Annotated in this window: 24 protein-coding genes, 1 pseudogene and 1 other annotated feature (1 of these 26 running past the window's edge); of the genes and pseudogenes, 21 read left to right on the forward strand and 4 right to left on the reverse strand. The window is 40.6% G+C overall.

Annotated features, from left to right (window positions below):
• Nucleotides 1-168: a binding site (T-box leader), on the forward strand; it begins 103 nt to the left of the window's first position.
• 110 nt (nt 169-278) lie between these two features.
• The 9 genes from ACSSTM_RS12135 to ACSSTM_RS12175 all read left to right on the forward strand — a co-directional run bounded on the left by ACSSTM_RS12135 (nt 279) and on the right by ACSSTM_RS12175 (nt 7965).
• Nucleotides 279-1139 (forward strand): SAM hydrolase/SAM-dependent halogenase family protein, encoded by an 861-nt coding sequence (locus ACSSTM_RS12135; protein WP_034660590.1) that lies wholly within the window; start codon nt 279-281, stop codon nt 1137-1139.
• Nucleotides 1140-1153: 14 nt separating this feature from the next.
• On the forward strand, nt 1154-1711 hold the full coding sequence (locus ACSSTM_RS12140) for an ECF-type riboflavin transporter substrate-binding protein (protein WP_012011871.1): 558 nt from the start codon (nt 1154-1156) through the stop codon (nt 1709-1711).
• 19 nt (nt 1712-1730) lie between these two features.
• Nucleotides 1731-3446 (forward strand): ABC transporter ATP-binding protein, encoded by a 1716-nt coding sequence (locus tag ACSSTM_RS12145; RefSeq protein ID WP_420734997.1) that lies wholly within the window; start codon nt 1731-1733, stop codon nt 3444-3446.
• Nucleotides 3437-4267, forward strand: a complete 831-nt coding sequence (locus ACSSTM_RS12150) for an energy-coupling factor transporter transmembrane component T family protein (RefSeq protein WP_034660585.1) — start codon at nt 3437-3439, stop codon at nt 4265-4267. The genes ACSSTM_RS12145 and ACSSTM_RS12150 overlap by 10 nt, the downstream gene beginning before the upstream one ends.
• Nucleotides 4268-4428: 161 nt before the next feature.
• Nucleotides 4429-4599, forward strand: coding sequence for a CxxH/CxxC protein (locus ACSSTM_RS12155; protein ID WP_066031484.1), 171 nt, complete (start codon nt 4429-4431; stop codon nt 4597-4599).
• An 80-nt stretch (nt 4600-4679) separates the two neighbouring features.
• On the forward strand, nt 4680-5159 hold the full coding sequence (rlmH, locus tag ACSSTM_RS12160) for a 23S rRNA (pseudouridine(1915)-N(3))-methyltransferase RlmH (protein ID WP_034660583.1): 480 nt from the start codon (nt 4680-4682) through the stop codon (nt 5157-5159).
• Between the two features lie 247 nt (nt 5160-5406).
• Nucleotides 5407-5709: an ArsR/SmtB family transcription factor gene (locus ACSSTM_RS12165; protein ID WP_034660581.1), complete on the forward strand. Its 303-nt coding sequence runs from the start codon at nt 5407-5409 to the stop codon at nt 5707-5709.
• Nucleotides 5710-5846: 137 nt separating this feature from the next.
• Complete coding sequence (locus ACSSTM_RS12170) at nt 5847-7025, forward strand: MFS transporter (RefSeq protein ID WP_034660579.1); 1179 nt, start codon at nt 5847-5849, stop codon at nt 7023-7025.
• Between the two features lie 91 nt (nt 7026-7116).
• A complete protein-coding gene (locus tag ACSSTM_RS12175; protein WP_034660578.1) occupies nt 7117-7965 on the forward strand; it encodes an MBL fold metallo-hydrolase in 849 nt (282 codons plus the stop codon).
• A 79-nt stretch (nt 7966-8044) separates the two neighbouring features.
• On the opposite strand, the gene ACSSTM_RS12180 is transcribed toward ACSSTM_RS12175, so the two are convergent.
• Nucleotides 8045-8275: a hypothetical protein gene (locus ACSSTM_RS12180; RefSeq protein WP_223249962.1), complete on the reverse strand. Its 231-nt coding sequence runs from the start codon at nt 8273-8275 to the stop codon at nt 8045-8047.
• 14 nt (nt 8276-8289) lie between these two features.
• Nucleotides 8290-8538, reverse strand: a complete 249-nt coding sequence (locus ACSSTM_RS12185) for a hypothetical protein (protein ID WP_034660577.1) — start codon at nt 8536-8538, stop codon at nt 8290-8292.
• 342 nt (nt 8539-8880) lie between these two features.
• Here ACSSTM_RS12185 and ACSSTM_RS12190 point away from each other — a divergent pair, with 342 nt between their 5' ends.
• The 6 genes and pseudogenes from ACSSTM_RS12190 to ACSSTM_RS12215 all read left to right on the forward strand — a co-directional run.
• A complete protein-coding gene (locus ACSSTM_RS12190) occupies nt 8881-9318 on the forward strand; it encodes a helix-turn-helix transcriptional regulator (protein WP_034660576.1) in 438 nt (145 codons plus the stop codon).
• Nucleotides 9315-10049: an ABC transporter ATP-binding protein gene (locus tag ACSSTM_RS12195; protein WP_437404181.1), complete on the forward strand. Its 735-nt coding sequence runs from the start codon at nt 9315-9317 to the stop codon at nt 10047-10049. The genes ACSSTM_RS12190 and ACSSTM_RS12195 overlap by 4 nt, the downstream gene beginning before the upstream one ends.
• Nucleotides 10046-10783: an ABC transporter permease gene (locus ACSSTM_RS12200; RefSeq protein ID WP_034660573.1), complete on the forward strand. Its 738-nt coding sequence runs from the start codon at nt 10046-10048 to the stop codon at nt 10781-10783. The genes ACSSTM_RS12195 and ACSSTM_RS12200 overlap by 4 nt, the downstream gene beginning before the upstream one ends.
• 102 nt (nt 10784-10885) lie before the next feature.
• The gene (locus ACSSTM_RS12205) at nt 10886-11392 is read left to right on the forward strand and encodes an LURP-one-related/scramblase family protein (protein ID WP_034660571.1); all 507 of its coding nucleotides are present in this window, start codon (nt 10886-10888) and stop codon (nt 11390-11392) included.
• Nucleotides 11393-11441: 49 nt separating this feature from the next.
• Nucleotides 11442-11948 (forward strand): hypothetical protein, encoded by a 507-nt coding sequence (locus ACSSTM_RS12210; protein WP_187704258.1) that lies wholly within the window; start codon nt 11442-11444, stop codon nt 11946-11948.
• Between the two features lie 26 nt (nt 11949-11974).
• Nucleotides 11975-12202, forward strand: a pseudogene (locus ACSSTM_RS12215) (LysR family transcriptional regulator); the annotation flags it as partial.
• A gap of 49 nt (nt 12203-12251) precedes the next feature.
• Here the strand turns inward: ACSSTM_RS12215 and ACSSTM_RS12220 are convergent.
• On the reverse strand, nt 12252-12962 hold the full coding sequence (locus ACSSTM_RS12220) for a GntR family transcriptional regulator (protein ID WP_437404182.1): 711 nt from the start codon (nt 12960-12962) through the stop codon (nt 12252-12254).
• Between the two features lie 154 nt (nt 12963-13116).
• Between ACSSTM_RS12220 and ACSSTM_RS12225 the strand changes: the two genes are divergently transcribed.
• The 3 genes from ACSSTM_RS12225 to ACSSTM_RS12235 all read left to right on the forward strand — a co-directional run bounded on the left by ACSSTM_RS12225 (nt 13117) and on the right by ACSSTM_RS12235 (nt 17598).
• Nucleotides 13117-15015, forward strand: a complete 1899-nt coding sequence (locus tag ACSSTM_RS12225) for a beta-glucoside-specific PTS transporter subunit IIABC (RefSeq protein WP_060597661.1) — start codon at nt 13117-13119, stop codon at nt 15013-15015.
• 12 nt (nt 15016-15027) lie between these two features.
• On the forward strand, nt 15028-16464 hold the full coding sequence (gene bglA, locus ACSSTM_RS12230) for a 6-phospho-beta-glucosidase BglA (RefSeq protein ID WP_437404183.1): 1437 nt from the start codon (nt 15028-15030) through the stop codon (nt 16462-16464).
• Nucleotides 16465-16617: 153 nt separating this feature from the next.
• Nucleotides 16618-17598 carry a restriction endonuclease gene (locus ACSSTM_RS12235; protein ID WP_066031490.1) on the forward strand — a complete coding sequence of 327 codons (981 nt, stop codon included), beginning with the start codon at nt 16618-16620 and terminating at the stop codon, nt 17596-17598.
• A 4-nt stretch (nt 17599-17602) separates the two neighbouring features.
• Here the strand turns inward: ACSSTM_RS12235 and ACSSTM_RS12240 are convergent, their stop codons facing one another.
• Nucleotides 17603-17764, reverse strand: a complete 162-nt coding sequence (locus ACSSTM_RS12240; RefSeq protein ID WP_223251416.1) for a hypothetical protein — start codon at nt 17762-17764, stop codon at nt 17603-17605.
• 160 nt (nt 17765-17924) lie between these two features.
• On the opposite strand from ACSSTM_RS12240, the gene ACSSTM_RS12245 reads away from it, so the two are divergent.
• The 3 genes from ACSSTM_RS12245 to ACSSTM_RS12255 all read left to right on the forward strand — a co-directional run bounded on the left by ACSSTM_RS12245 (nt 17925) and on the right by ACSSTM_RS12255 (nt 21472).
• A complete protein-coding gene (locus ACSSTM_RS12245) occupies nt 17925-19160 on the forward strand; it encodes a TerD family protein (protein WP_437404184.1) in 1236 nt (411 codons plus the stop codon).
• A gap of 163 nt (nt 19161-19323) precedes the next feature.
• Nucleotides 19324-20919 (forward strand): ribonuclease YeeF family protein, encoded by a 1596-nt coding sequence (locus ACSSTM_RS12250; protein ID WP_437404294.1) that lies wholly within the window; start codon nt 19324-19326, stop codon nt 20917-20919.
• Between the two features lie 13 nt (nt 20920-20932).
• A complete protein-coding gene (locus ACSSTM_RS12255; RefSeq protein WP_034660743.1) occupies nt 20933-21472 on the forward strand; it encodes a DUF2247 family protein in 540 nt (179 codons plus the stop codon).
• The last annotated feature ends 6 nt before the right edge of the window (nt 21473-21478 follow it).

Raw genomic sequence — 21478 nt, forward strand, 5'->3', positions numbered from 1 at the left:
CTCGTGCTGAACATATCTATGATATTAGTAGGACACGACGAGAGTTGGTACTCGTTATCAAAACCACAGTATATGAGCCAGATTGGAGCTTTGTACTTGTAGAGGCTGTTTAGCGCGAGCAAACAGTAAATAAAGGTGGTACCACGAGACAAATACCTCGTCCTTATGATTCAAAGATAAGGATGGGGTATTTTTTATTGTCCACTTTTTTCATACAAATGTTCAAATGTTCCACGTGAAACACCACATCCATTTTTTCAAATGAAAGGGAGATTGACATGAGTGAACATGCATTGGTTTTACAATCAGATTTCGGCATTGATGATGGAGCAGTCAGCGCAATGTACGGAGTGGCAAATACGGTGAGCAGCAGGATCCGCCTTTTTGATTTAACACACAATATACCGCAGTATGACATTTGGGAGGCATCTTACCGCCTGCTCCAAACCGTCACATACTGGCCGGAAGAGACGGTATTCGTTTCCGTTGTTGACCCAGGCGTTGGGTCAGAGAGAAAGAGTCTTGTCGTCAAAACCACAAGCTCGCACTATATCATTACCCCAGATAACGGGACACTCACGCACGTCGCGCAGGATATTGGCATTGTGGAAGCCCGTTATTTAGATGAAACCATTAACCGGCTGCCGAAGTCGGGAAAATCACATACATTCCATGGGAGAGACATTTACGCATATACAGGGGCGAGAATCGCTTCAGGTGTGATTTCTTTTGAAGAGGTGGGGCCAAAGGCGAATATTGATGATATTATTCACCTTCCAGTCGTACAGGCGTATGCGAAAGAAGAAGTCATCACAGGGACGATTGATATTTTAGACGTGAGGTTCGGAAACCTATGGACAAACATTCATCACACGTTATTTGAACAGCTTTCAATTAATTACGGCGATGCAATAGAAGTTACCATTGCCAACGGGCCGAAAAATGTGTATAAAAATATCATGACCTATGGACGATCTTTTGCCGATTTAAAGGTAGGCGAACCACTCGTATATGTCAATTCACTCGACCATTTAGGCGTGGCGATCAATCAAGGGTCATTTGCAAAGGCTTATAACATCGGTACAGGCACAGGCTGGCGCCTTTCGATTCGCAAAGCTCCGCGCATTATATACGAATAAGAGGAGGAAACATCATGGCAGGTAAACAACTTTCAACGAAAACTGTCGTTGCCATCGGAATTGGCGCAGCCGTCTTTGTCATTTTAGGACGCTTCGTCTCCATTCCAACTGGGATTCCGAATACACAAATTGAGACATCATACGCATTCCTTGCATTAATGGCTGTGCTTTTTGGTCCTGTTGCAGGCGCACTGATTGGGTTTATTGGTCATCTCATTAAAGATGCCACCACATTCGGCCCTTGGTGGAGCTGGATTATCGTTTCAGGTGTTGTTGGGTTATTGATTGGCTTCATTTCTAACCGTTTAAAAGTAGAAGAGGGCGACTTTGGCTGGAAGAAGATCACGCTTTTCAACGCCGTACAAGCAGGTGCGCAGGCATTAGGCTGGTTTGTCATTGCTCCTGTACTCGACATTGTGATCTATGCAGAACCTGCGAACAAAGTATTTGTTCAAGGCATCGTGGCAGGGATCTCGAACATCATCACAGTCGGTGTACTAGGAACCATCATCATTGCGGCTTATGCGAAAACGAGAAGCAAAAGCGGCAGTCTATCGAAAGAAACATCATGAAGCAAGGTGGAACACATAAATGAAGAAACCGATGATTCAATTCGAACATTTCGGATTCAAGTATCGCAGTCAGGCAGAACCGACATTGAAAGATATCAACCTGACCATCTATGAAGGGGAAAAAGTCCTCATCGCAGGCCCGTCTGGATCGGGAAAAAGCACGCTAGCCCATTGTATCAATGGGCTAGTTCCTGCGTCTTATAAAGGTTCTATGGAAGGAAGTCTTCACATCGGCGGGAAGAATGCAGAGAAAGAGAACATTTTTTCCCTTTCACAGCTCGTCGGAACGGTGCTGCAGGACCCTGATGGACAATTTATCGGGCTGACCGTTGGAGCAGACATCGCGTTTGCTCTTGAAAATGATCAAGTCACACGCGAAGAAATGAAAACACGTGTCGAAGAAGCGGCAAGATTAACAGAGGTGGACGGCAAGCTGGCATCGTCCGTACATGAGCTGTCAGGCGGTCAAAAACAACGTGTCGCCATTGCGGGCGTACTTGTCAACGATGTCGACATTTTGCTGTTTGATGAACCACTTGCAAGCCTTGATCCGTCTACAGGCAAAGAAGTGATCGACCTTATCGATCGACTGCAAAAAGAAACGAAAAAAACCGTCGTGATGGTCGAGCACCGGTTAGAGGACGTCCTCTTCCGTCATGTCGACCGCATCATCGTCGTCAATGACGGCACGATTGCAGCGGATATGACACCAGATGAATTGCTCGCCTCAAATGTATTAGAAGCGGCATATTTGCGCGAGCCTTTATATGTAAAGGCCATGAAATATGCAGGCATTCCAGTTACACCGGGAGATCAGATAGCTAATTTACAGCATCTCACCTTAAATGACGAGGAAAAAGAGAAAATCGAGCAGTGGATGGAAGCGTCTGAGCCGTCAGTAGAGCAGATTGCATCGCAGGATTTACTAGAGGTGCGTGAGCTGAGCTTTGACTATCCGACAAGACCAAACACGCTGAGCAACATCTCCTTTACCGTCAAAAAAGGAGAAATGATCAGCATCGCTGGAGCCAATGGCGCAGGCAAGACGACATTGTCCAAGGTGCTCTGCGCGTTTGAAAAGCCAACGAAAGGGACAATTCATCTGAATGGCGATGACATCACAGGAGACACAATCAAACAGCGTTCTGAACGAATCGGCGTTGTCATGCAAAACCCAAATCAAATGATTTCAAAACAAATGATCTTTGATGAAGTCGCACTCGGTCTCGTTTTAAGAGGCGTAAAGGAAGACGACATCAAGGAACGGGTGGAGCGGGTTCTAAAAGTATGCGGCTTATATCCATTTCGGAACTGGCCGATTTCAGCCCTCAGCTTCGGACAGAAAAAACGCGTCACCATCGCATCAATTCTTGTATTAGAGCCAGAAATCATCATTTTAGATGAGCCAACCGCAGGACAGGATTTTAAACATTACACAGAGATGATGACGTTTTTAGAGCAATTAAATCAGCAGGGTGTCACGATCTTCATGATCACCCATGATATGCATTTGATGCTCGAATACACGACAAGAACCATTGTCATTTCAGATGGAGAAAAAATCGCAGATGATACCCCAGCCAAAGTGCTGACAGATCAACTGCTTGTCCAAAAGGCGAGCTTAAAGGAAACATCGCTGTACGAACTGGCACTGAAAGCAGACTGGCCAAATCCAAATGAACTCGTGGATCGCTTCATTGAGGTTGACAGAAAGGAACGAATGACATGGCTGTAGACATGCTGTCCTATATCGATCGCCCGTCGCCGATTCATCGGCTGACAGGTGCAACCAAACTCATTTGCTTTATCCTCTGGTCATCCGCAGCGATGCTCACGTATGATACAGGCATTTTAGTCTTTATGCTAGCCGCCAGTATCGTATTCTTTCAGCTATCGAACGTGCGATTTCGTGATATTTCCTTCGTGGTGATTGTCCTGGCGATTTTCCTAGTCATCAACAACATCGCTATTTACATCTTTGCGCCCCAGCAAGGAGTCGCCATCTACGGAGCAAAGCATGAGCTGTTTCATATTGCAGGCTGGTACAACGTCACACTGGAACAGCTTTTCTATCAATTGAATATTACGCTGAAATATGTGACCGTCATGCCAGCAGCGCTTTTGTTTATCGTCACAACGAATCCAAGTGAATTTGCCTCATCGCTCAGCCGAATCGGGGTCAGCTACCGGATTTCCTATGCTGTCGCGATTGCTTTACGCTATATTCCAGATATTCAGCGGGATTTTCGAACGATAGCGATTTCTCAGCAAGCAAGAGGAATTGATTTATCGAAGAATGAAAAACTGGGGAAACGGATTAAAAATGCGCTGTCGATTGTGATGCCGCTGATTTTCTCCAGCTTGGAGCGGATTGAAACGATCAGCAATGCGATGGAGCTGCGCGGATTTGGAAAGCATAAAAAGCGCACATGGTTCACGGCGAAAGACTTTCAAAAAGCAGATTATGCTGCGTTATTGTTTGTTGGTGTGGTACTCATCGTGTCGCTAGTGATTACATTTGTTAGAGGAACAAGATTTTATAATCCATTTTTATAGAAAGAAGCCTTCACAGAAGTGGAGGCTTCTTTGTTTGGTTTGTGGATAAAAGGTGTGGGAAATGGCAAAAGACTATTAACATGTGAATAAATCGGTTATATTGAACAATGAGCGAAACACTTGTGAATAACCAGACAACATATTGGAGGAATCAGAAACTTATGAACAAAACATTATATGCTTGTGCAGAACACATAGAAACCGTATTAGACATGTACATAGATGATCACGAACAGCCACCAGAATTCAGAAAAATCGAACATACACACAGTTTATCCACAACCTGTGAATTGTGCGATGAACCTGCAATATATATAGTGGGGAACGAATGATCGGACACAAAATACACAAATTTTATCCACAATTGTTGATAACTTATATGAATAACTTGTTCTTAAGGTGGGGATGACCTGTGAATATATCAATTATCACAGTAGGAAAATTAAAAGAGAAATATTTAAAACAAGGCATAGCCGAATACACAAAGCGATTACAAGCCTATGCGAAAATCGACATCATTGAGCTCGCAGACGAAAAAGCACCCGAACACCTCAGCGATCAAGACATGAAAATCATCAAAGACAAAGAAGGCGAACGCATCCTAAGCAAAATCAACCCAGACGCCCACGTCATCGCCCTCGCCATCGAAGGAAAAATGAAAAGTTCCGAAGAATTAGCCGATACAATAGATAAGCTGGCAACATACGGAAAAAGCAAGGTATGTTTCGTCATAGGCGGATCCCTCGGATTAAGCGACGCCGTCATGCAGCGTGCGAATGAGAAGCTGTCGTTTTCGAAAATGACGTTCCCGCATCAGTTGATGAGGTTGGTGCTGGTGGAGCAGATTTATCGGGCGTTTCGGATTGTGCGGGGGGAGCCGTACCATAAGTAAGTGAGGAATGAGAAGGGTAAATTTAGCTGAGGGTCAACTAAACAAGCAGCAAATAAGTACTCTAATCCTTTCCTCATCAAACATCTCCATTGCCAGCAGGGAAGAAGCTATAGGGGTTTTCCCACCACCCCGCAAAAAACCGTGATTAAGCCTAAAGCGGCGAGAATGACATAGGAAAATAGAAAGTTTTAAGGGATCTCAAACAATACATGTTGACATATCGTTATTTATCGATATAATGGGGTGTATGGAGCCAATAGAAGTTTTCAAAGCCTTATCCAATGAATCAAGACTGCAAATTTTACAATGGCTAAAGGAACCTGACCGTCATTTTACCCCCCATGAAGGGATTGATATGAATACTACAGGGGTATGTGTTAGTCAAATAACAGATAAATTGAAAATGACACAATCAACAGCATCTCAATACCTTTCAATTCTACTGCGAGCTGGATTAATTACGACAGAGCGTATAGGTAAATACACGTATTATAAAAGAGATGAAAATGCCATAAAAAAAATTGCTCAGATTCTAGAAAAAAATATTTAATAAATGAACTGAATTCATACATCAGAATTCAGTTTCATTTATTAAATACAAATCGACTTATCGTAATATATTTTTTTGTTCATACATATTAACAATTCTAGATATGTAAATACATTATATATAAGGAGTGATCTACATTGTCAAACACTGTAAAGGTATACATTTTAGCTATTGTAAGTTTTTTAGTTGGTACATCAGAGTATATCATCTCTGGTATTTTGGATAATATTTCTGAATCATTAGGAATTACGATAGCTGCAGCCGGCCAGTTAATTACCATTTTTTCTCTTGTGTATGCCATCTTCACCCCAGTATTAATGGCTTTAACATCGGGAATGAATAAACGCAAGTTAATGTTATTTTCACTTAGCATTTTTATTCTAGGTAATATTCTTGCATTCGTCCTTCCTGGGTATAAATTATTTATTGTTTCAAGAATTATTATGGCTCTTGGGGCGGGGATGGTCGTCGTTACTGCATTAACAATTGCTGAAAAAATCGCACCAAAAGGTAAGCAAGGTAACGCTATTGCTACAGTAGTAATGGGATTTACAGCATCATTGATAATTGGAGTCCCACTGGGCAGAATGACTAGTGATTTCTTCGGTTGGAAAGCTGTATTTGGAGGAATAGCCTTACTCGGATTATTAGCAATGGTTATAATTTCTCTTACGATTCCAAAAATCCAAGGGGATAAACCTGTACCTTTAATTCAACAACTCGCTCTTTTTAAAAAACCAAAAGTAGTGTTGGGATTAGCCATCACCTTTTTCTGGCTTGGTGGTTATTCAATTGCCTATACCTACCTATCCCCTTACCTTTTAAATATATCAGGTGTAAGCAACAAATTGCTGAGTGGAGTTCTCCTCGTATTCGGGATTGCTAGTCTAGTTGGGTCAAAGTTTGGTGGATTTAGTACCGACCGATGGGGTGTGAATTTTACTCTGATTAGCGGAATGACATTACATGTCATCATGCTAATATTGCTCTCACTAGTTACGCATTCTTATATTGGAGTATTGCTCATTTTAATATTATGGTCATTTGCTGCATGGTCTTCTGGCCCGACTCAACAATATCACCTAGCTACAATGGAGCCAGAGTCATCAGGTATACTATTAGGTCTCAATCAGTCAATGATGCAATTGGCGATGGCTGCAGGTGCAGCTATTGGAGGTATCTTTGTAGAGAGAGTTTCTCTATCTTCCATTACTTGGGTAGGGGCTTTGGGTGTTGCAATCGCAATCATTGTAACAATATTGGCTTCACGTGCTACTTCGAGTAATGGAATTCGAATTAGTAAACCGCACTTATAATATTGAAGGACAACCGCATCATAAACAGCGGAACGATGGTAAAAAACGTGATTCGATTTAAAATATAATTATAGAAAGGAGGAAGCAACCTATGCACTCAATTAAAAAAATAGGTCAGAATTTTTGGTACATCACACCTATATCGCTTACCGACCGCCCCATTCTAGGTATGGTTGTGGGCAGTAACAAGACATTAATGATTGATGCTGGTAACTCGAAAGAACATGCCAAGTACTTTATCAAAGAAACGTTAAAACATGAGAACTTGACTCCTGATATGGTTGTGCTCACGCATTGGCATTGGGATCATATCTTTGGTCTGCCAGCGCTGCCTGATTCGCTTTCGATTGCTTCTGCAAAGACAAGAAAGGAAATGGAGAAGCTTCTTCCGTTTTCGTGGTCAGATGAAGCAATTGATGAGCGGGTGAGGGAAGGAACGGAGATTGAGTTCTGCGCGAAGGCCATCAAGGAGGAATATCAGGATCACCGAGATATTCAGGTGGTTTTACCGGATGTGACATTTGACCGTCGGATGGAGATCGATCTTGGCGGGGTCACTTGTGTCGTGCAACTTGTTGGGGGCGATCATGCCGCTGACTCAGTCATCGTGTATGTGAAAGAAGAGAAAATCCTTTTTCTTGGTGATTGTATTTATCCGAAAATGTATGCCGAAAAAGTCCATTATTCAATGAAGGAAACATTGCGTCTTTTAGATGAGTTAGATGCTTTTGATGCCGATACGTATATTCCTTCACACCAAAGACCGTGGACAAAGGAGGAGTTTCGTCAGGAAACAGATAAGCTTAGGATGATTGCGAAATACACTGATCTTTGTGGTGGAGATCAGCAGAAAATCACGATAGAATATCAAAATTACGTGAACAGAGAACTGAAAGCAGATGAATTAGAAACCATTGCTTACTTTGTAAATGGTTATTAAATAATTCCTGAAACTAAACAAAAAAGTCTCATTTGAGTGATTTCCCTCAAACGAGACTTTTTTATTTTCTATGGTAAACCTACAACATATTCTGCATCACAAACTGTGACAGACATTTTTTAGCATTAATAATAATGACACAATCCCAAGTTGGCTTAATTTGCAGTTCATCATTCTCATCAATACGGATAATCCCTTTGAATTCAACAGTTTGTTCTAGAAAAACCATCTTCTTTTCTGTATCATCTTTGACTGCTGTTAAATGTTCTGGATAGTGAACCGTCCAGTCAAAAAAAGTGGTTTCCTTCATCATTCCTCCTATTTTCACTCGTACACATTTCCAAAAACTTCTTCTGTTTGTTGAATTGTCAGTGATTTGTTAGTTGAATCGATTGTAATGATACAATCCCAAGTAGGTTTGATTTGTAGTTCATTGTTTTCATCCATCCAGATCACACTGTTTAGTTCAATTGATGGTTCTAAAATGACCAATTTCTTTTCATTATGATCTGTAATTGCGGTTAAATCATGTTGTAAATTGATTGTCCAGTCAAAAAACTTTATTTTTTTCATAGTTCCTCCTTTTATTCACTGATAACATTACTATACTTATCTAGTGATGCTTTTCGTGAGGGAATACCTATTTTCCAAGCCATTCTTACTTCCCTTATTAGCTTTAGCAAAAGGTGTTGTAGCAGAAGAAAAAATTAGTATATGTGATTAAACATATGAATCTCAGTTCCTTTATTCGATTACACACCAAAAAAGTCCCCTCCACTTAATTTCGAGGTGGCTTTTTTGGGTTAAACTTAGGCATTTAACCAAATGTAAATTGAAGATAACTTCTGATGTCATGTTCAGTTGGTAGATGATCGGAATAAGTCTTATATAATGATATTGAAGGGTGTGAAAAACATGATCAATATGAATTTGAAAAAAATGCGAAAAATACACAGGTTTACACAAGAAGAAGTGGCTGAGAAAATTGGTGTTTCAAGGCAAGCTGTTGCGAAATGGGAATCGGGAGAAACTGTGCCGGATATCAACAATTGTAAGGCTTTGGCTGAAATATATGGCGTTGCTTTGGATGATCTCGTGAATAATGTGGATGGTACAGAAGAGGTAGGGGTGAAACCAAAAGGAAAACACATATTTGGACTTGTAAAGGTTGGTGAACGCGGGCAAATTGTCATTCCTAAAAAAGCGAGGGAGATATTCAGCATCAGTCCTGGAGACAGCCTGTTGATTTTGGGTGATGAAGCTCAAGGAATCGCCATTGTAAAAAATGAGGCCTTCCTGCAGTTTGCTGACGATATATATAAGGCACAGGAAGATCAGGAGGATGAGGAATGATTGCTATTCAAACAAAGAATCTAACTAAGAAATTCGAAGAAAAGATTGCAGTCGATTCTCTTAATCTTTCAATTGAACAAGGCGAGCTTTTTACTTTACTTGGAGTGAATGGTGCAGGTAAAACGACAACGATCAAGATGTTGACCTGTCTTAGCATCCCTACTACCGGTGATGCAACGATCCTTGGTAACAGTATTGTTTCTAATCCCTACGCAGTAAAAGAACAGATTAATGTTTCACCACAGGAAACGGCAGTAGCTCCTAATTTATCCGTTAAAGAAAATCTTGAATTAATCGCTCAAATATACGGGTTCCACAATAAAACGGTGGATATAAAAGTGGAGGAAATGCTTCATACGTTTAGTTTGACTGAGGTATCTAAAATGAAGGCTAAAACCTTATCTGGAGGAATGCAAAGAAGACTTAGTATTGCAATGGCACTCATTACAGACCCCAAAATCCTTTTTCTTGATGAACCTACTCTCGGTCTCGATGTCATCGCAAGGCGTGAGCTATGGAGTACTATTGAGAAATTAAAGGGGAGCATGACCATCATTCTCACGACACATTATATGGAGGAAGCAGCAGCCCTTTCGGATCGAATAGGGACGATGGCGAAAGGAAAATTAAAGGCAGTTGGAACAGCAGCTGAATTGATGGAAAGTACCAACACCAAATCACTTGAGGATGCCTTTATTTCATTAGCTACCAATGAGGAGGTCACCAGATGAAGTCACTAGCCTTTGCTACACGTAATCGTAAAGAGATTTTGAGAGATCCTTTAAACTTAGCATTTGGTATAGGCTTCCCGTTAGTTATCTTATTTTTGCTTCATGCTATTCAAGCGAATGTTCCAACTGATTTATTTGTCATTGATAAACTAATTCCTGGCATAGCCGTCTTCGGGCTTTCTTTTATCTCACTATTCTCTGGAATGTTAATAGCTAAAGATCGAAGTACATCATTTTTGATGCGATTGTTTACTACACCTCTTTCTGCCTCAGACTACATTGTAGGGTATATTGTCCCACTCATACCGATAGCAATTGTTCAAGTTATCATTAGCTTTATCGCAGCACTTTTCTTAGGATTACCTTTTAATTCCAGTGTTTTGTTATCCATTCTTGTCCTTTTGCCAACATCTTTACTATTTATCGGCATAGGGCTCTTAGTGGGGAGTATATTTAACGACAAGCAGGTTGGTGGTATTTGTGGAGCACTACTAACGAATATGAGCGCATGGTTAAGTGGTACATGGTTCGATTTGAATTTAGTTGGAGGCTGGTTCAAAGATATTGCGTACGCACTTCCATTTGCTCACGCAGTAGACGCTAGCAGAGCCGCACTTTCTGGAGACTATGCATCAATTTTACTGCATCTTTGGTGGGTAATTGGATATACAGGTGTTATTGTAGCTATCGCCATTTTTGCTTTTAAAAGTAAAATGAATGGGGAAAACTCTTAGTTTGATACAGTTTTTGGTGAAGAAATTTACAGCTGGGTTATCTGGGCCTTTTTCTGTATGATAAACTTTAATGAAGTTGTCATTTAGTAGAGGGAGGTACATATGAAACAGCTTTACATGAAGCAGAAAGTATTTAGTCTGAGCGGCAGGTTTACGGTAAAGGATCAGCAGGAGAACGATGTGTATGTGGTCGAGGGCAGCTTTATGAAGATGCCGAAGACGTTCACCATTCTGAATACAGAACGAGAAGAAATCGCCGTGATTACGAAGAAAATGTTTAGCTTTTTACCAAAGTTTTTAGTAGAAGTTGGTGGGCAAGAGGTATTGACGATCAAAAAAGAGTTTACGTTCTTTAAAGCAAAATATTCAATTGATGCTGCTGGTGTAGAAGTACAAGGCAACTGGTGGGATATGAATTTCCAAGTGCTGCAGAACGGCGAAGTGATCGGTCAGGTGAAGAAGGAATGGTTTACTTGGGGTGACAGCTATAAGGTTGATATTTTGAAAGAAGAGATGGAGCCTGTAATGATTGCGTTGGTTGTTGCGATTGATTGTGTGAAGGCTGATGAAGCAGCGTCTAGGTCTTCGTCGTCGGCAACGACGAATTAAGATCATCATTTTTTAGAAATAGATGAATAACAATGGAGGGTTTAAAAAGTTGGACAACCTAACCCGCATATTAAGATTAAGAGACGCAGAAATATGGGAGTATGAATTTCTCGATAAAAAAGAAATCACCATTTATTTCTCCATTACAGATTTAAATCGAAAAGCAACGACTCACGATAATCCTCTAGCTACCCAAGAAGAACTGGATGAAAGAGATAATTACATTTCAATTGATGTCCATAGTAATCTCGATCTCAAAAAAACGTTTGAAGAAGAAACATTCGATGATTTTATCACCACGATCTCTTCTTTAGTAGAGCATATGCACTATTTTCACAATGCTCATGTTTTTATTAAAACTCATGTTCATGACAAAATGGACTTAACTGATTTTCAGTTAGAGGAAGATGAAGATGTGCATGGTGATGAAAAAGAACAACTAGACACGCATAAACGGTCATTGATTCAGGAAAAATGTTTTCAGTTGGTAGAAAGCCATTTAAATCGAAAGATCAAAGATATATCGAGCAGTAGGTTTTGCCAAGATTTAATGTGAGATTAACATTTGAGATAAGCAAACTGATCACATTCCAATACAAAATATTTCTAACAGTCGTCGAATCCGGCAGTTTTAAAAGCCGAGGAGAAACTTGGGCTGACACAGTCTGGCGTGAGTCATAACATTGTGAAGCTCGTATCCGAATTAGGGATTGTATTGCTGCGGCGGAATCGAAACGGTCTTTCATTAACTGATGAGGTGAGCGGGTGATGCCTCATATTCGGCAAAACATTCATCATGCGACATTTCTTCATACGACAAAAAAGCTTCCTGATTGTCTCAGGAAGCTTTTTCCATCCATCACCCATAATAATTATTCGCTTGAATAAAAAATTGGGACTGCATGTAGTTATAAGTGATTTTCGAGAAGTCGAAGGGCTGGCCGTTTGTGAGATGAAAGACGGTCTCGACGCGGAGAGCGGGATCATCTTGTTTAAGGCCGAGGTGCTTTGCTTCGGTTTCATTCAGTTTTCCTACTTGTAAGTACATATCGGAAAAGCCGACCTTGAGTCCAAGGCCTTCACTGATGAATTTAAAAACAGAATCGGCGGCAATTTCTGTGTTGAGATAGGGAATGATGGTTTTTCGGTAGTAGGATTCTTCTAAACATAAGGTTTCTCCATTGATATAACGAATACGTTTGAGGTAAAAAACATCCTCTTCTTGTTCAATGTTCAAATTAAGCGCAGCTTCCTCGGGCGGTTTGATGGTGTCTAGCATTAAAACCTCTGAAGTCAGTTGAAATTCCTCTAAATCTTTTTTAAACCCTTGGTTGGATAAAAGGCTGATGTAGCCTTTGCGCCTGTGTCTTCGAACAAAGATGCCGCTGCCCCTCACTTGATAGATAATTCCTTTTCTTTCGAGTAAGTCTAATGATTTGATAATGGTGCTTTTGCTCACAGCAAATTGGCTCATGAGGGTTTCGAGTACAGGAAGCTTGTCCCCTTGCTGCAGCTCATGGGTGACAATATATTTTTCAATATCGCTCGCAATTTGTTGATACTTTAACATAGCCATTCCTCTTTGTTTTCACGATTTATTGTCTTTGTATTATAGCACATACCGATTTTCCTTTGATATGCTAATCAAAATTATATATGTATTGATATATTGTACCGGTATAATTATAATATACATATACTAGTAGTGATAAAGGGGGGGTTATATGTCAAAAGTGAGGGATTATCAAAAGCTTGCAGAAGACATCTTAGAGGCAGTTGGCGGAGAAGAAAATGTGGTGAGTGCCGCAAGATGCGCCACGCGTCTGCGTTTGGTACTGAAACGTTCGAATCCAAAGGCCAAGGAAGCAGTCAACGCCATGCCTGGTGTTATTACCGTGGTGGAAAACGGCGGTCAATTTCAGGTCGTCATCGGACAGCATGTTGGTGAAGTATACGAGCATTTTTCCAACCTTGTTCAGCTCCAATCGTCGGATGATGACCAGCCTAATGAAAACAAGGGAACGGTACTGAACCGTGTCATTGCGACCATGTCCGCTGTGTTTGCGCCTTTTGTGTATATTTTGGCTGCAGCTGGTATTTTACAAGGTGCACTTATCCTCATTAATTTGTTATTTCCAAGCTTTTCGAAAACGGGAACATATGAAGTCTTTAGTTTCATTTCATGGGCACCGTTTACGTTTTTGCCAATCTTTATTGCCATCACAGCAGCTAAGCATTTTAAAACGAATATGTATATCGCAGTAGCGTGTACAGCAGCACTTGTCAGTCCAGCTTGGACAGAAATTGCTGGGCGTGTGGCTTCAGGTGAAGGCGTTACCTTTTTAGGCATTGCGTTATCTGAAACTGTTTATACGTCATCTGTTTTGCCTCCGCTGTTCTTGGTATGGATTCTTTCATATGTAGAGAGATTTTTAAATAAACGGATTCACGAGGTAGTAAAACCGTTATTTGTCCCATTTATCTGTATGGTCGTCATGGTTCCGTTAACCATTCTATTAATTGGTCCTCTTTCAACAGCAGGTGCAAATGGGATTGCAAACGGATACAATATCTTAGCAGAAAATGTACCGGCTTTAGCAGGCGCCATTATCGGTGGATTCTGGCAAGTACTTGTCATATTCGGCGTTCACTGGGGCATTACGCCAATGGTGCTCGCCAACTTTGAACAATATGGACGTGACTCCTTCCAGGCATATCAAACCATTGCTGTTATCGCTCAGGTCGGCGCAGTGTTAGGAGTTATTTTAAAAGCAAGAAACCGCGAAACTCGGAAAGTCGGAGTCTCAGCCGGAATCACGGGACTCTTCGGAATTACGGAGCCTGCGATTTACGGTGTTACCTTACGTTTTAAAAAGCCGTTTATTTTCGGATGTATTTCTGGAGCAGCCGGTGCCATCGTTGCCAGCTTCTTCACGCCTTATTACTTTGCGTATGCAGGTTTGCCTGGTCCGCTGACAATTGTGAACGGAATTAGTGCAGATTATCCAACATCGATCATCGGTATCTTAATTGGTGTCGCAATTGCGCTGATCTTACCAGTTGTGCTCATTCAAATGTTTGGTTATGGGGAAGATACAGTGGAGCAGACAGCCGGAACAACAACTGTCAAAGATCAAGATAAAGAAAAAAAGAATGCTTCGATGAACAATGAAGAAACAATCACTGCACCACTTGCAGGAAAAGTGCTCACATTATCTGAAGTACCGGATGCCGTATTTAGCTCCGGGGCGATGGGCAAAGGCTTTGCCATTGAACCGACAGACAATAAGCTGTATGCACCGTTTGACGGCAGTGTTGTCATGCTTGCACCAACAAAGCATGCCATTGGACTTCGTTCAGAATTTGGTGTGGAGTTACTTGTTCACGTAGGAATTGATACGGTTTCTCTAGATGGCTCAGCATTTACACTCAAAATTCAAGAAGGCGACAAGGTGAAAAAGGGTGACTTGTTGATGACATTTGATCAAGAAGCCATTGAAAGCAAAGGATTAAAAACAGTCACACCAGTCATCATCACCAATACACAAGCGTATGAAGATGTGATGGTAGAAGCACAATCGACATGTCAGCCAACGGACGTCATGATTACAATTGTAAAATAGGAGGAATAAATAATGACATTACCAAAAGGTTTTCTATGGGGCGGAGCATTAGCTGCACATCAATTCGAAGGTGGATGGAATGAAGGAGGAAAAGGCCCAAGTGTTGTGGATGTAATGACAGCTGGTGCTCACGGAGTACCGAGACAAATTACTGAGACGATAGAAGACAACAAATTTTATCCGAACCATGAAGCGATCGATTTCTACCATCGTTACAAGGAAGATATCGCGATGTTTGCCGAGATGGGTTTGAAATGCCTGCGTACATCCATCGGCTGGAGCCGAATTTTCCCAAAGGGAGATGAAGCTGAACCGAATGAAGCTGGTTTACAATTCTATGATGATGTATTTGATGAACTGCTCAAGCATGGCATCGAGCCTGTGATTACACTGTCTCACTTTGAGATGCCGCTTCATTTGGCAAGAGAATACGGCGGGTTCCGAAGCCGAAAAGTCGCTGAGTATTTCGCAAAATTCGCAGAAGTGTGCTTCAATCGATACAAGGACAAAGTCACATACTGGATGACATTTAATGAAATCAATAACAAAATGGATGTCAACAACCCACTGTTCCTTTGGACAAATTCAGGGGTATCAGTCAAAGAAGGCGAAAATGCCAAAGAAATCATGTATCAAGCAGGACATCATGAATTACTTGCAAGTGCGTGGGCAGTAGCAAAAGGCAAAGAAATCAATCCTGCTTTTCAAATTGGAGCAATGGTTTCTCACGTACCAATCTATCCATATTCCTCAAATCCAGAGGATGTCATGCTTGCTGAAGAATATATGAGACAACGCTATTTCTTCCCAGATGTACAAGTTCGGGGCTACTATCCGAGCTATGCACTTAAAGAATTCGAACGCGAAGGCTATCATATTCCGTTTGAAGAAGGCGATGAAGAAAGCTTAAGAAAAGGGAAAGTAGATTATCTTGGCTTTAGCTACTACATGTCGACAACGGTTAAAAGTGATGCAGTGTCTGATAACAACGGAGATATTGTCAACGGAGCCCTGCCGCATGGTGTAGACAATCCTTATATCAAATCAAGCGACTGGGGCTGGTCCATTGACCCGACAGGCCTAAGATATACTTTGAATCGTTTTTATGATCGCTATCAAATCCCGCTATTCATTGTAGAAAATGGATTTGGTGCCATAGATCAAGTGGAAGAAGACGGTTCTATTCACGATCCAGAACGTATTCAATATCTCGCTTCTCATATCGAAGCACTGAAAAAAGCCATTGAATACGACGGTGTTGACCTTATTGGCTACACACCTTGGGGCATCATTGATATCGTGTCATTCACAACAGGTGAAATGAAAAAACGCTACGGCATGATCTACGTTGACCGCGACAACGAAGGCAACGGCTCGATGAAGAGACTCAAAAAAGATTCTTTTACTTGGTACCAAAACGTCATTGCCACGAACGGTGAAGAAATGTAACAAAGGAAAAGAGAAGCCCGGATGAGCGAAGTATGTGCTTGTTCGGGTTTTTACGTTCTTTCGGGAAAATTGGTTTGTATATCCTTTTGTTCACTAGATATAAGTCTTATAATTTAGTAAGAAAGAAGAAGATTGGAATGGGAGAGATCGTAAATGACAAAATGGTGGATGGTGCGTGCAGGCGACCAGAATGATTTAATTCCGATTTGGGAAGAGAAAGGATTAGCATCAATCGGGTGGCCTAAATTAGGTAATCCAAAACAATATCAAACAAAGCAAGAGATGAATGCTCGAGCTGATGTCATATACGCCGAGAACAAACCTTTTACGAGAAGAAGCTGGGTTAGTCAGGTATGGAGGTTTAGTAGAGAAATTCAAAAGGGAGATCGAATTATTACATACATAAAAGAAAGCCGTGAATATCGAGTTGGTACGGTGACTGCTCCACATTTTTTTGATGAAGCAGCAGGGGATAAAATGTATCCAAATCATATTCAAGTCAATTGGGAACCAATCGCAGTGAAACGAGATTCTCTCAGCCAATCAGCTAAGAACAGCCTCGGTTCTATATCAACTGTTTTTCGTGTAGATGATTGGGGGAAAGAAATTGAACACCTACTTAAAAACCCTACTTCTATACCAGCATTCGAAGATGAAACAGAAGAAGATGAAATTATTGAAGATTTAGTCAGCAAAGCAACTGTGATGATTGCAGATAAGGTGGATAAACTGGATCCGTGGCAGATGCAAGACTTAGTCGGGGGCTTACTGCAAGCTATGTCATACAATGTTCGTGTGAGTCCAAAAGGTCCTGACGGCGGTGTAGATATATTAGCTTATAAAGATGCATTTGGATTTGAAAAGCCCATTATTAAAGTACAAGTCAAGCATCGGAAAAATTCAGCCAGTGCGCCAGAAGTGCAGCAATTATTAGGAGCAAACCCCATGAATGCAAATAGTTTATTTGTTTCTACTGGTGGATTTACCTCTCATGCAAAAGCTGTTGCGAAGCATAATGAAGTTCATCTATTGGACTTAGAAGAACTCGTCAATCTTATTGTACATTGGTATGAGGATATGCCAACTGAGACAAGATCTTTATTACCTTTGAAAAAAGTGTATGTGCCTGAGTGAATTTTTATTGTCTAAATTTTATTAATGCCTGAATACAAAGAAAAAAGAGAGTAATGGCGACAAAATAGTTCATTGGATTGTGAAAGATCTTGATGTTCAAGGATATTTGAAGAAGAATCCAAAGGCCGAATATCACCATAATTGCAGGAATGATTCTTTTATACACATTGATTTTCCTTTCGGGAGTGTTTGTTTTTAGTTAGCATTGTCTCATATCATTGCAGAGGTTGAAAAGAGATAAAGATATTAATAGGTTCTATTACATGATTTGGTATAATTGATCTATAAAAACGATAAATGGTAGATAAAGTATAGGAGTTGTTGAAATGAATCAAACACTGCAAATGGGAGCCAATACCGTACTAAGTTCTCCAAAGGGGCATGTATCCATCAGCTATGAAGTGTCATCTGCAATTGATATTTCTTTAACGGCGTTTCTTTTAACAGATTCAGATCAGGTTGAAGGAGATCATGGCATTATTTTTTACAATCAACCAGAGAGTGCTTCGGGTGCAGCGTCACTTTTACCAGCAGAGGTATCAGGTCAGTTGAAAAGGCATCAATTGAATTTTGATATGAGCAAAGTGCCTGCTGGAATCACAAAGATGGCTATTACATTAACAGAAGATCAAGGAACGGGCTTTTCTCTAGTGAAGAATTTGCAAGCAGAAATTCGAACAGGTGACGAGGTGTTTTATCTAACACCAGTAAACTTTACAAATGAAAAGGGCATTGTCGTAGTAGAGCTATATATAAGAAATGGTGACACGAAAGCACGCTCAATTTGGCGTGGTTTCGATTCTGGACTGGAAGGTCTATGCAAGCTTTATGGTGTGGAGGTTGAACCTGATGAACAGGATATTTCTACACATCAAATGGCTCCTGAAAAACAACCAATTAAAGACCCTGCTCAAACGAAGACAACTGCTAATGAGAAAGTCGCTGCACCTATCAGTTTAGAGAAAGTTCAGGGTAAAATTAGTCTAGACAAAGGTCATAAACCGATCATAATCGAGAAAACGCCTGAGATCACAGCTACAGTATCCTGGGAGTCCGGCACCGATTATGATATTTATGCATTGGTCTACACAAAGTCAGGAAAGCAAGTAGATGTGGCTATGTTTGGTGCGAAAGGAATTCCTGCTCTCAAAAGTTACGGCAGCGGAGCTGTTGAGCATATGGGAGATGTCGGCAGAGACCATGAATCAATGAAAACAGAAGTTATTAAACTACGGTTAAATGACGATATCCTTGCTGTCGTTCCGGTTGTTTATTCTGCCCAATCAAACGGAACAGGTTCCTTTTATAGATATAGAGTATCTATGAGTATAGATAATCACCAAGGAACGTCTGTGACGATTCATGCCAAACATGCCAATGACAATGATCGTATTTATTCTTGTGTGCCAGGTATACTTCAAAATACAAATGATGGTGTGATCATCCGCCCACTTGAGCTTTACAGCAAACCAAACTCTGAGCGCAGACCTAAATTAAAAATGAAGTCTTCTAATGAAATTGAGGTTTTGATGGATAAAGGACCTGTCAATGATTATAAATAAAACGAATGTATGGCTAGACAGAGCATAGCGCATTGTCTATCTTATTTTTTAGCCCGTTAAATAGTGAGTCTATTCCATTTTTTATGTCAATTAGCCTATTTTTCCGTTTTGGTGGACACGGTAAAATAGACTTTATGATCAATAATGGAGGGAGTGACTTCTTCTGGGCAAGATAATTGATGCAAAAGCACTAACAAGTGCCACGGACACAAGGGCAAAACACTATCAGGAACTCCGTGAACAAATGGTAGATTTAAAAAAGGCACTACAAGGTGTGGCGAATCTCGGTGATGATTTCACTGGAAAAGGCGCCGACAACATTAAAAGCTTTTATAAAGAGCTGGCTGGAAATGTAGACACGTTTATCAGCTTCATTGATAAGCAAAAAGCCTTTCATGAAGGTGTTTCTGGGACACTCGATGATACAAACTTTGGCGGCGATACCTTCGTAGAAGAACACTTTTTAGACAACGCTGTACATATGGGCATCAAAAATGCCAAAAGCATTGTAAAGGATCAAAAAAAGGCACTCAAAACGATTTTTCAAGACATCGACGACCTCATTTCTCTAGAGGTATTTGACAGCAAAACCTTTGATGAAAAAATTGCAAATGCAGAAGATGAACGAAAAAAGACAGTAAAAGACCTAAGAGAGCTTGATCAAAATTTAAAAGATGAATATGCTTTGTCAGAAACGGAGCAGCAAGCTACAATGGCATTGTACGCAGAAATGATGAATGCGACAAATGACGGAAAAGCGATTTCGCCTATGAATTTTGACAAGAAAGCGTATCAAAATAGCGAAATCTACAAGGCAAAAAGCGATATTGAGAAGCAAACGTCTGAATATCTGAAAATCAAAAAAGAACAAGAAGAGGCCCGAGAGATCGCAAAGGAACAAGAAGCCCTCGCCAACCGTCCTTGGTATGAAAAAGCACTCGACTATGGCGGAAATATCGTGAATGAACTGACTGGCGTGAACGATGCAAAACGCGCCGCAACAGGCGTTGATCCGATCACAGGCGAAGAGCTCACCGCAGGTCAGCGAGTCGCCGCAGGCGGCATGGCAGCAGCAGGATATATCCCTATCGTCGGTTGGGCAGGACGCATTTTCAAAGGTGGGAAAGCCGTTTATAAAACGACTCAAGCCACCTCAGCTGCAGTACGAGCAGTCGACATCTACAAGACCTCGCAAAAATCCTTTGATGCCTTAAAAACATCCCAAAAAGGCTTATATGGCCTCACCGCCACCAACGGTTTCAGTGAAGCAATTACAGGTAGAGACATGCTTGGGAATAAGGTCTCGAAAGAACAGCAGGAAGCGAGTATGAATGCGGCGCTGGGAATGCTTTTGCCGTTTGGGGCGAAAGGGTTCAATGGGAAGATGGGGATTAAAGGAGATAAAATTGAACATCCGGTAATAGATAATAAAAGGGTCGGAAGTGCGTTGAAAAAGCCAGATGGTCAACATGGTTTCAATGATATAATTGACAATTACACACCACTGGCTAAAGAGTTTGATTTGGTTGGTGGTGATAAAACAAAGGTTAAGTTATATCAAATAGAAGGTGGAATGAAATACTATAGTTACAAGGACGTTTATAATAAAGATTTACGTATAATTGAAAGAGTGTTTTCGGTAAAAGATCAAAATGGTATTTTTGAGTGGATTGTAGATCCCAATAAGGGGGTTACTCATAGAAGGTTTATTCCAGAAGGTGAAATTACAGGATTACCTAATCAAAATCCTAAAAGATAGGAATGAAGAAAAAATGAAAAGTTCTATAGAGGTCTTAAAAACTTATAATATTCATTATGATTGGAAAACTATATATGTAGGAATTAGGCTAGATTTGATTTCATATAAAGAAATAAGCAAGTATGCTGTGGAATATTTATCTAATCATATTGAATGTGAAAATTCTTTAATCCTAGAATTAGCTTGGGGAGCTGGCGACCCAGATGAAGATTATAGAAAACTTCAAATGGTATTGGTAGAATTATATAATGATTTGATAGAAGAAGAATCCAGCCAATGGGACATTGAAAAAAGGAAATGGAGATATGGTATAACTTCTCACTTAAAAGAAATAAATAAGAATTCAACTGAAGAGTTGTTGGATGAACTTTCTGAAGTATACGCAGATTTTGGATATCCTGAGGATATGGAACCGTTTATTCATTATATGCCTCCTTCAGATGGTTATAATCCGTTGCTATATTCAAAAGAAGAGAATATAAATAGATTAGCATCTCTTTTTGAGGAGTTTTTACAAAAAGAAAAAGCATTTGTTCAATTTGAGCAAATGTAACTACTG

The sequence above is a fragment of the Bacillus sp. RK1064 genome (genome assembly GCF_051488405.1).
Lineage (GTDB): Bacteria > Bacillota > Bacilli > Bacillales > Bacillaceae > Bacillus.

Coding starts and splice junctions, on each gene's coding strand:
- ACSSTM_RS12135 (WP_034660590.1), top strand. CDS start 279: ATGAGTGAACATGCATTGGTTTTACAATCAGATTTCGGCATTGATGAT.
- ACSSTM_RS12140 (WP_012011871.1), top strand. CDS start 1,154: ATGGCAGGTAAACAACTTTCAACGAAAACTGTCGTTGCCATCGGAATT.
- ACSSTM_RS12145 (WP_420734997.1), top strand. CDS start 1,731: ATGAAGAAACCGATGATTCAATTCGAACATTTCGGATTCAAGTATCGC.
- ACSSTM_RS12150 (WP_034660585.1), top strand. CDS start 3,437: ATGGCTGTAGACATGCTGTCCTATATCGATCGCCCGTCGCCGATTCAT.
- ACSSTM_RS12155 (WP_066031484.1), top strand. CDS start 4,429: ATGAACAAAACATTATATGCTTGTGCAGAACACATAGAAACCGTATTA.
- ACSSTM_RS12165 (WP_034660581.1), top strand. CDS start 5,407: ATGGAGCCAATAGAAGTTTTCAAAGCCTTATCCAATGAATCAAGACTG.
- ACSSTM_RS12175 (WP_034660578.1), top strand. CDS start 7,117: ATGCACTCAATTAAAAAAATAGGTCAGAATTTTTGGTACATCACACCT.
- ACSSTM_RS12180 (WP_223249962.1), bottom strand. CDS start 8,275: ATGAAGGAAACCACTTTTTTTGACTGGACGGTTCACTATCCAGAACAT.
- ACSSTM_RS12185 (WP_034660577.1), bottom strand. CDS start 8,538: ATGAAAAAAATAAAGTTTTTTGACTGGACAATCAATTTACAACATGAT.
- ACSSTM_RS12190 (WP_034660576.1), top strand. CDS start 8,881: ATGATCAATATGAATTTGAAAAAAATGCGAAAAATACACAGGTTTACA.
- ACSSTM_RS12195 (WP_437404181.1), top strand. CDS start 9,315: ATGATTGCTATTCAAACAAAGAATCTAACTAAGAAATTCGAAGAAAAG.
- ACSSTM_RS12200 (WP_034660573.1), top strand. CDS start 10,046: ATGAAGTCACTAGCCTTTGCTACACGTAATCGTAAAGAGATTTTGAGA.
- ACSSTM_RS12205 (WP_034660571.1), top strand. CDS start 10,886: ATGAAACAGCTTTACATGAAGCAGAAAGTATTTAGTCTGAGCGGCAGG.
- ACSSTM_RS12220 (WP_437404182.1), bottom strand. CDS start 12,962: ATGTTAAAGTATCAACAAATTGCGAGCGATATTGAAAAATATATTGTC.
- ACSSTM_RS12225 (WP_060597661.1), top strand. CDS start 13,117: ATGTCAAAAGTGAGGGATTATCAAAAGCTTGCAGAAGACATCTTAGAG.
- bglA (WP_437404183.1), top strand. CDS start 15,028: ATGACATTACCAAAAGGTTTTCTATGGGGCGGAGCATTAGCTGCACAT.
- ACSSTM_RS12235 (WP_066031490.1), top strand. CDS start 16,618: ATGACAAAATGGTGGATGGTGCGTGCAGGCGACCAGAATGATTTAATT.
- ACSSTM_RS12245 (WP_437404184.1), top strand. CDS start 17,925: ATGAATCAAACACTGCAAATGGGAGCCAATACCGTACTAAGTTCTCCA.
- ACSSTM_RS12255 (WP_034660743.1), top strand. CDS start 20,933: ATGAAAAGTTCTATAGAGGTCTTAAAAACTTATAATATTCATTATGAT.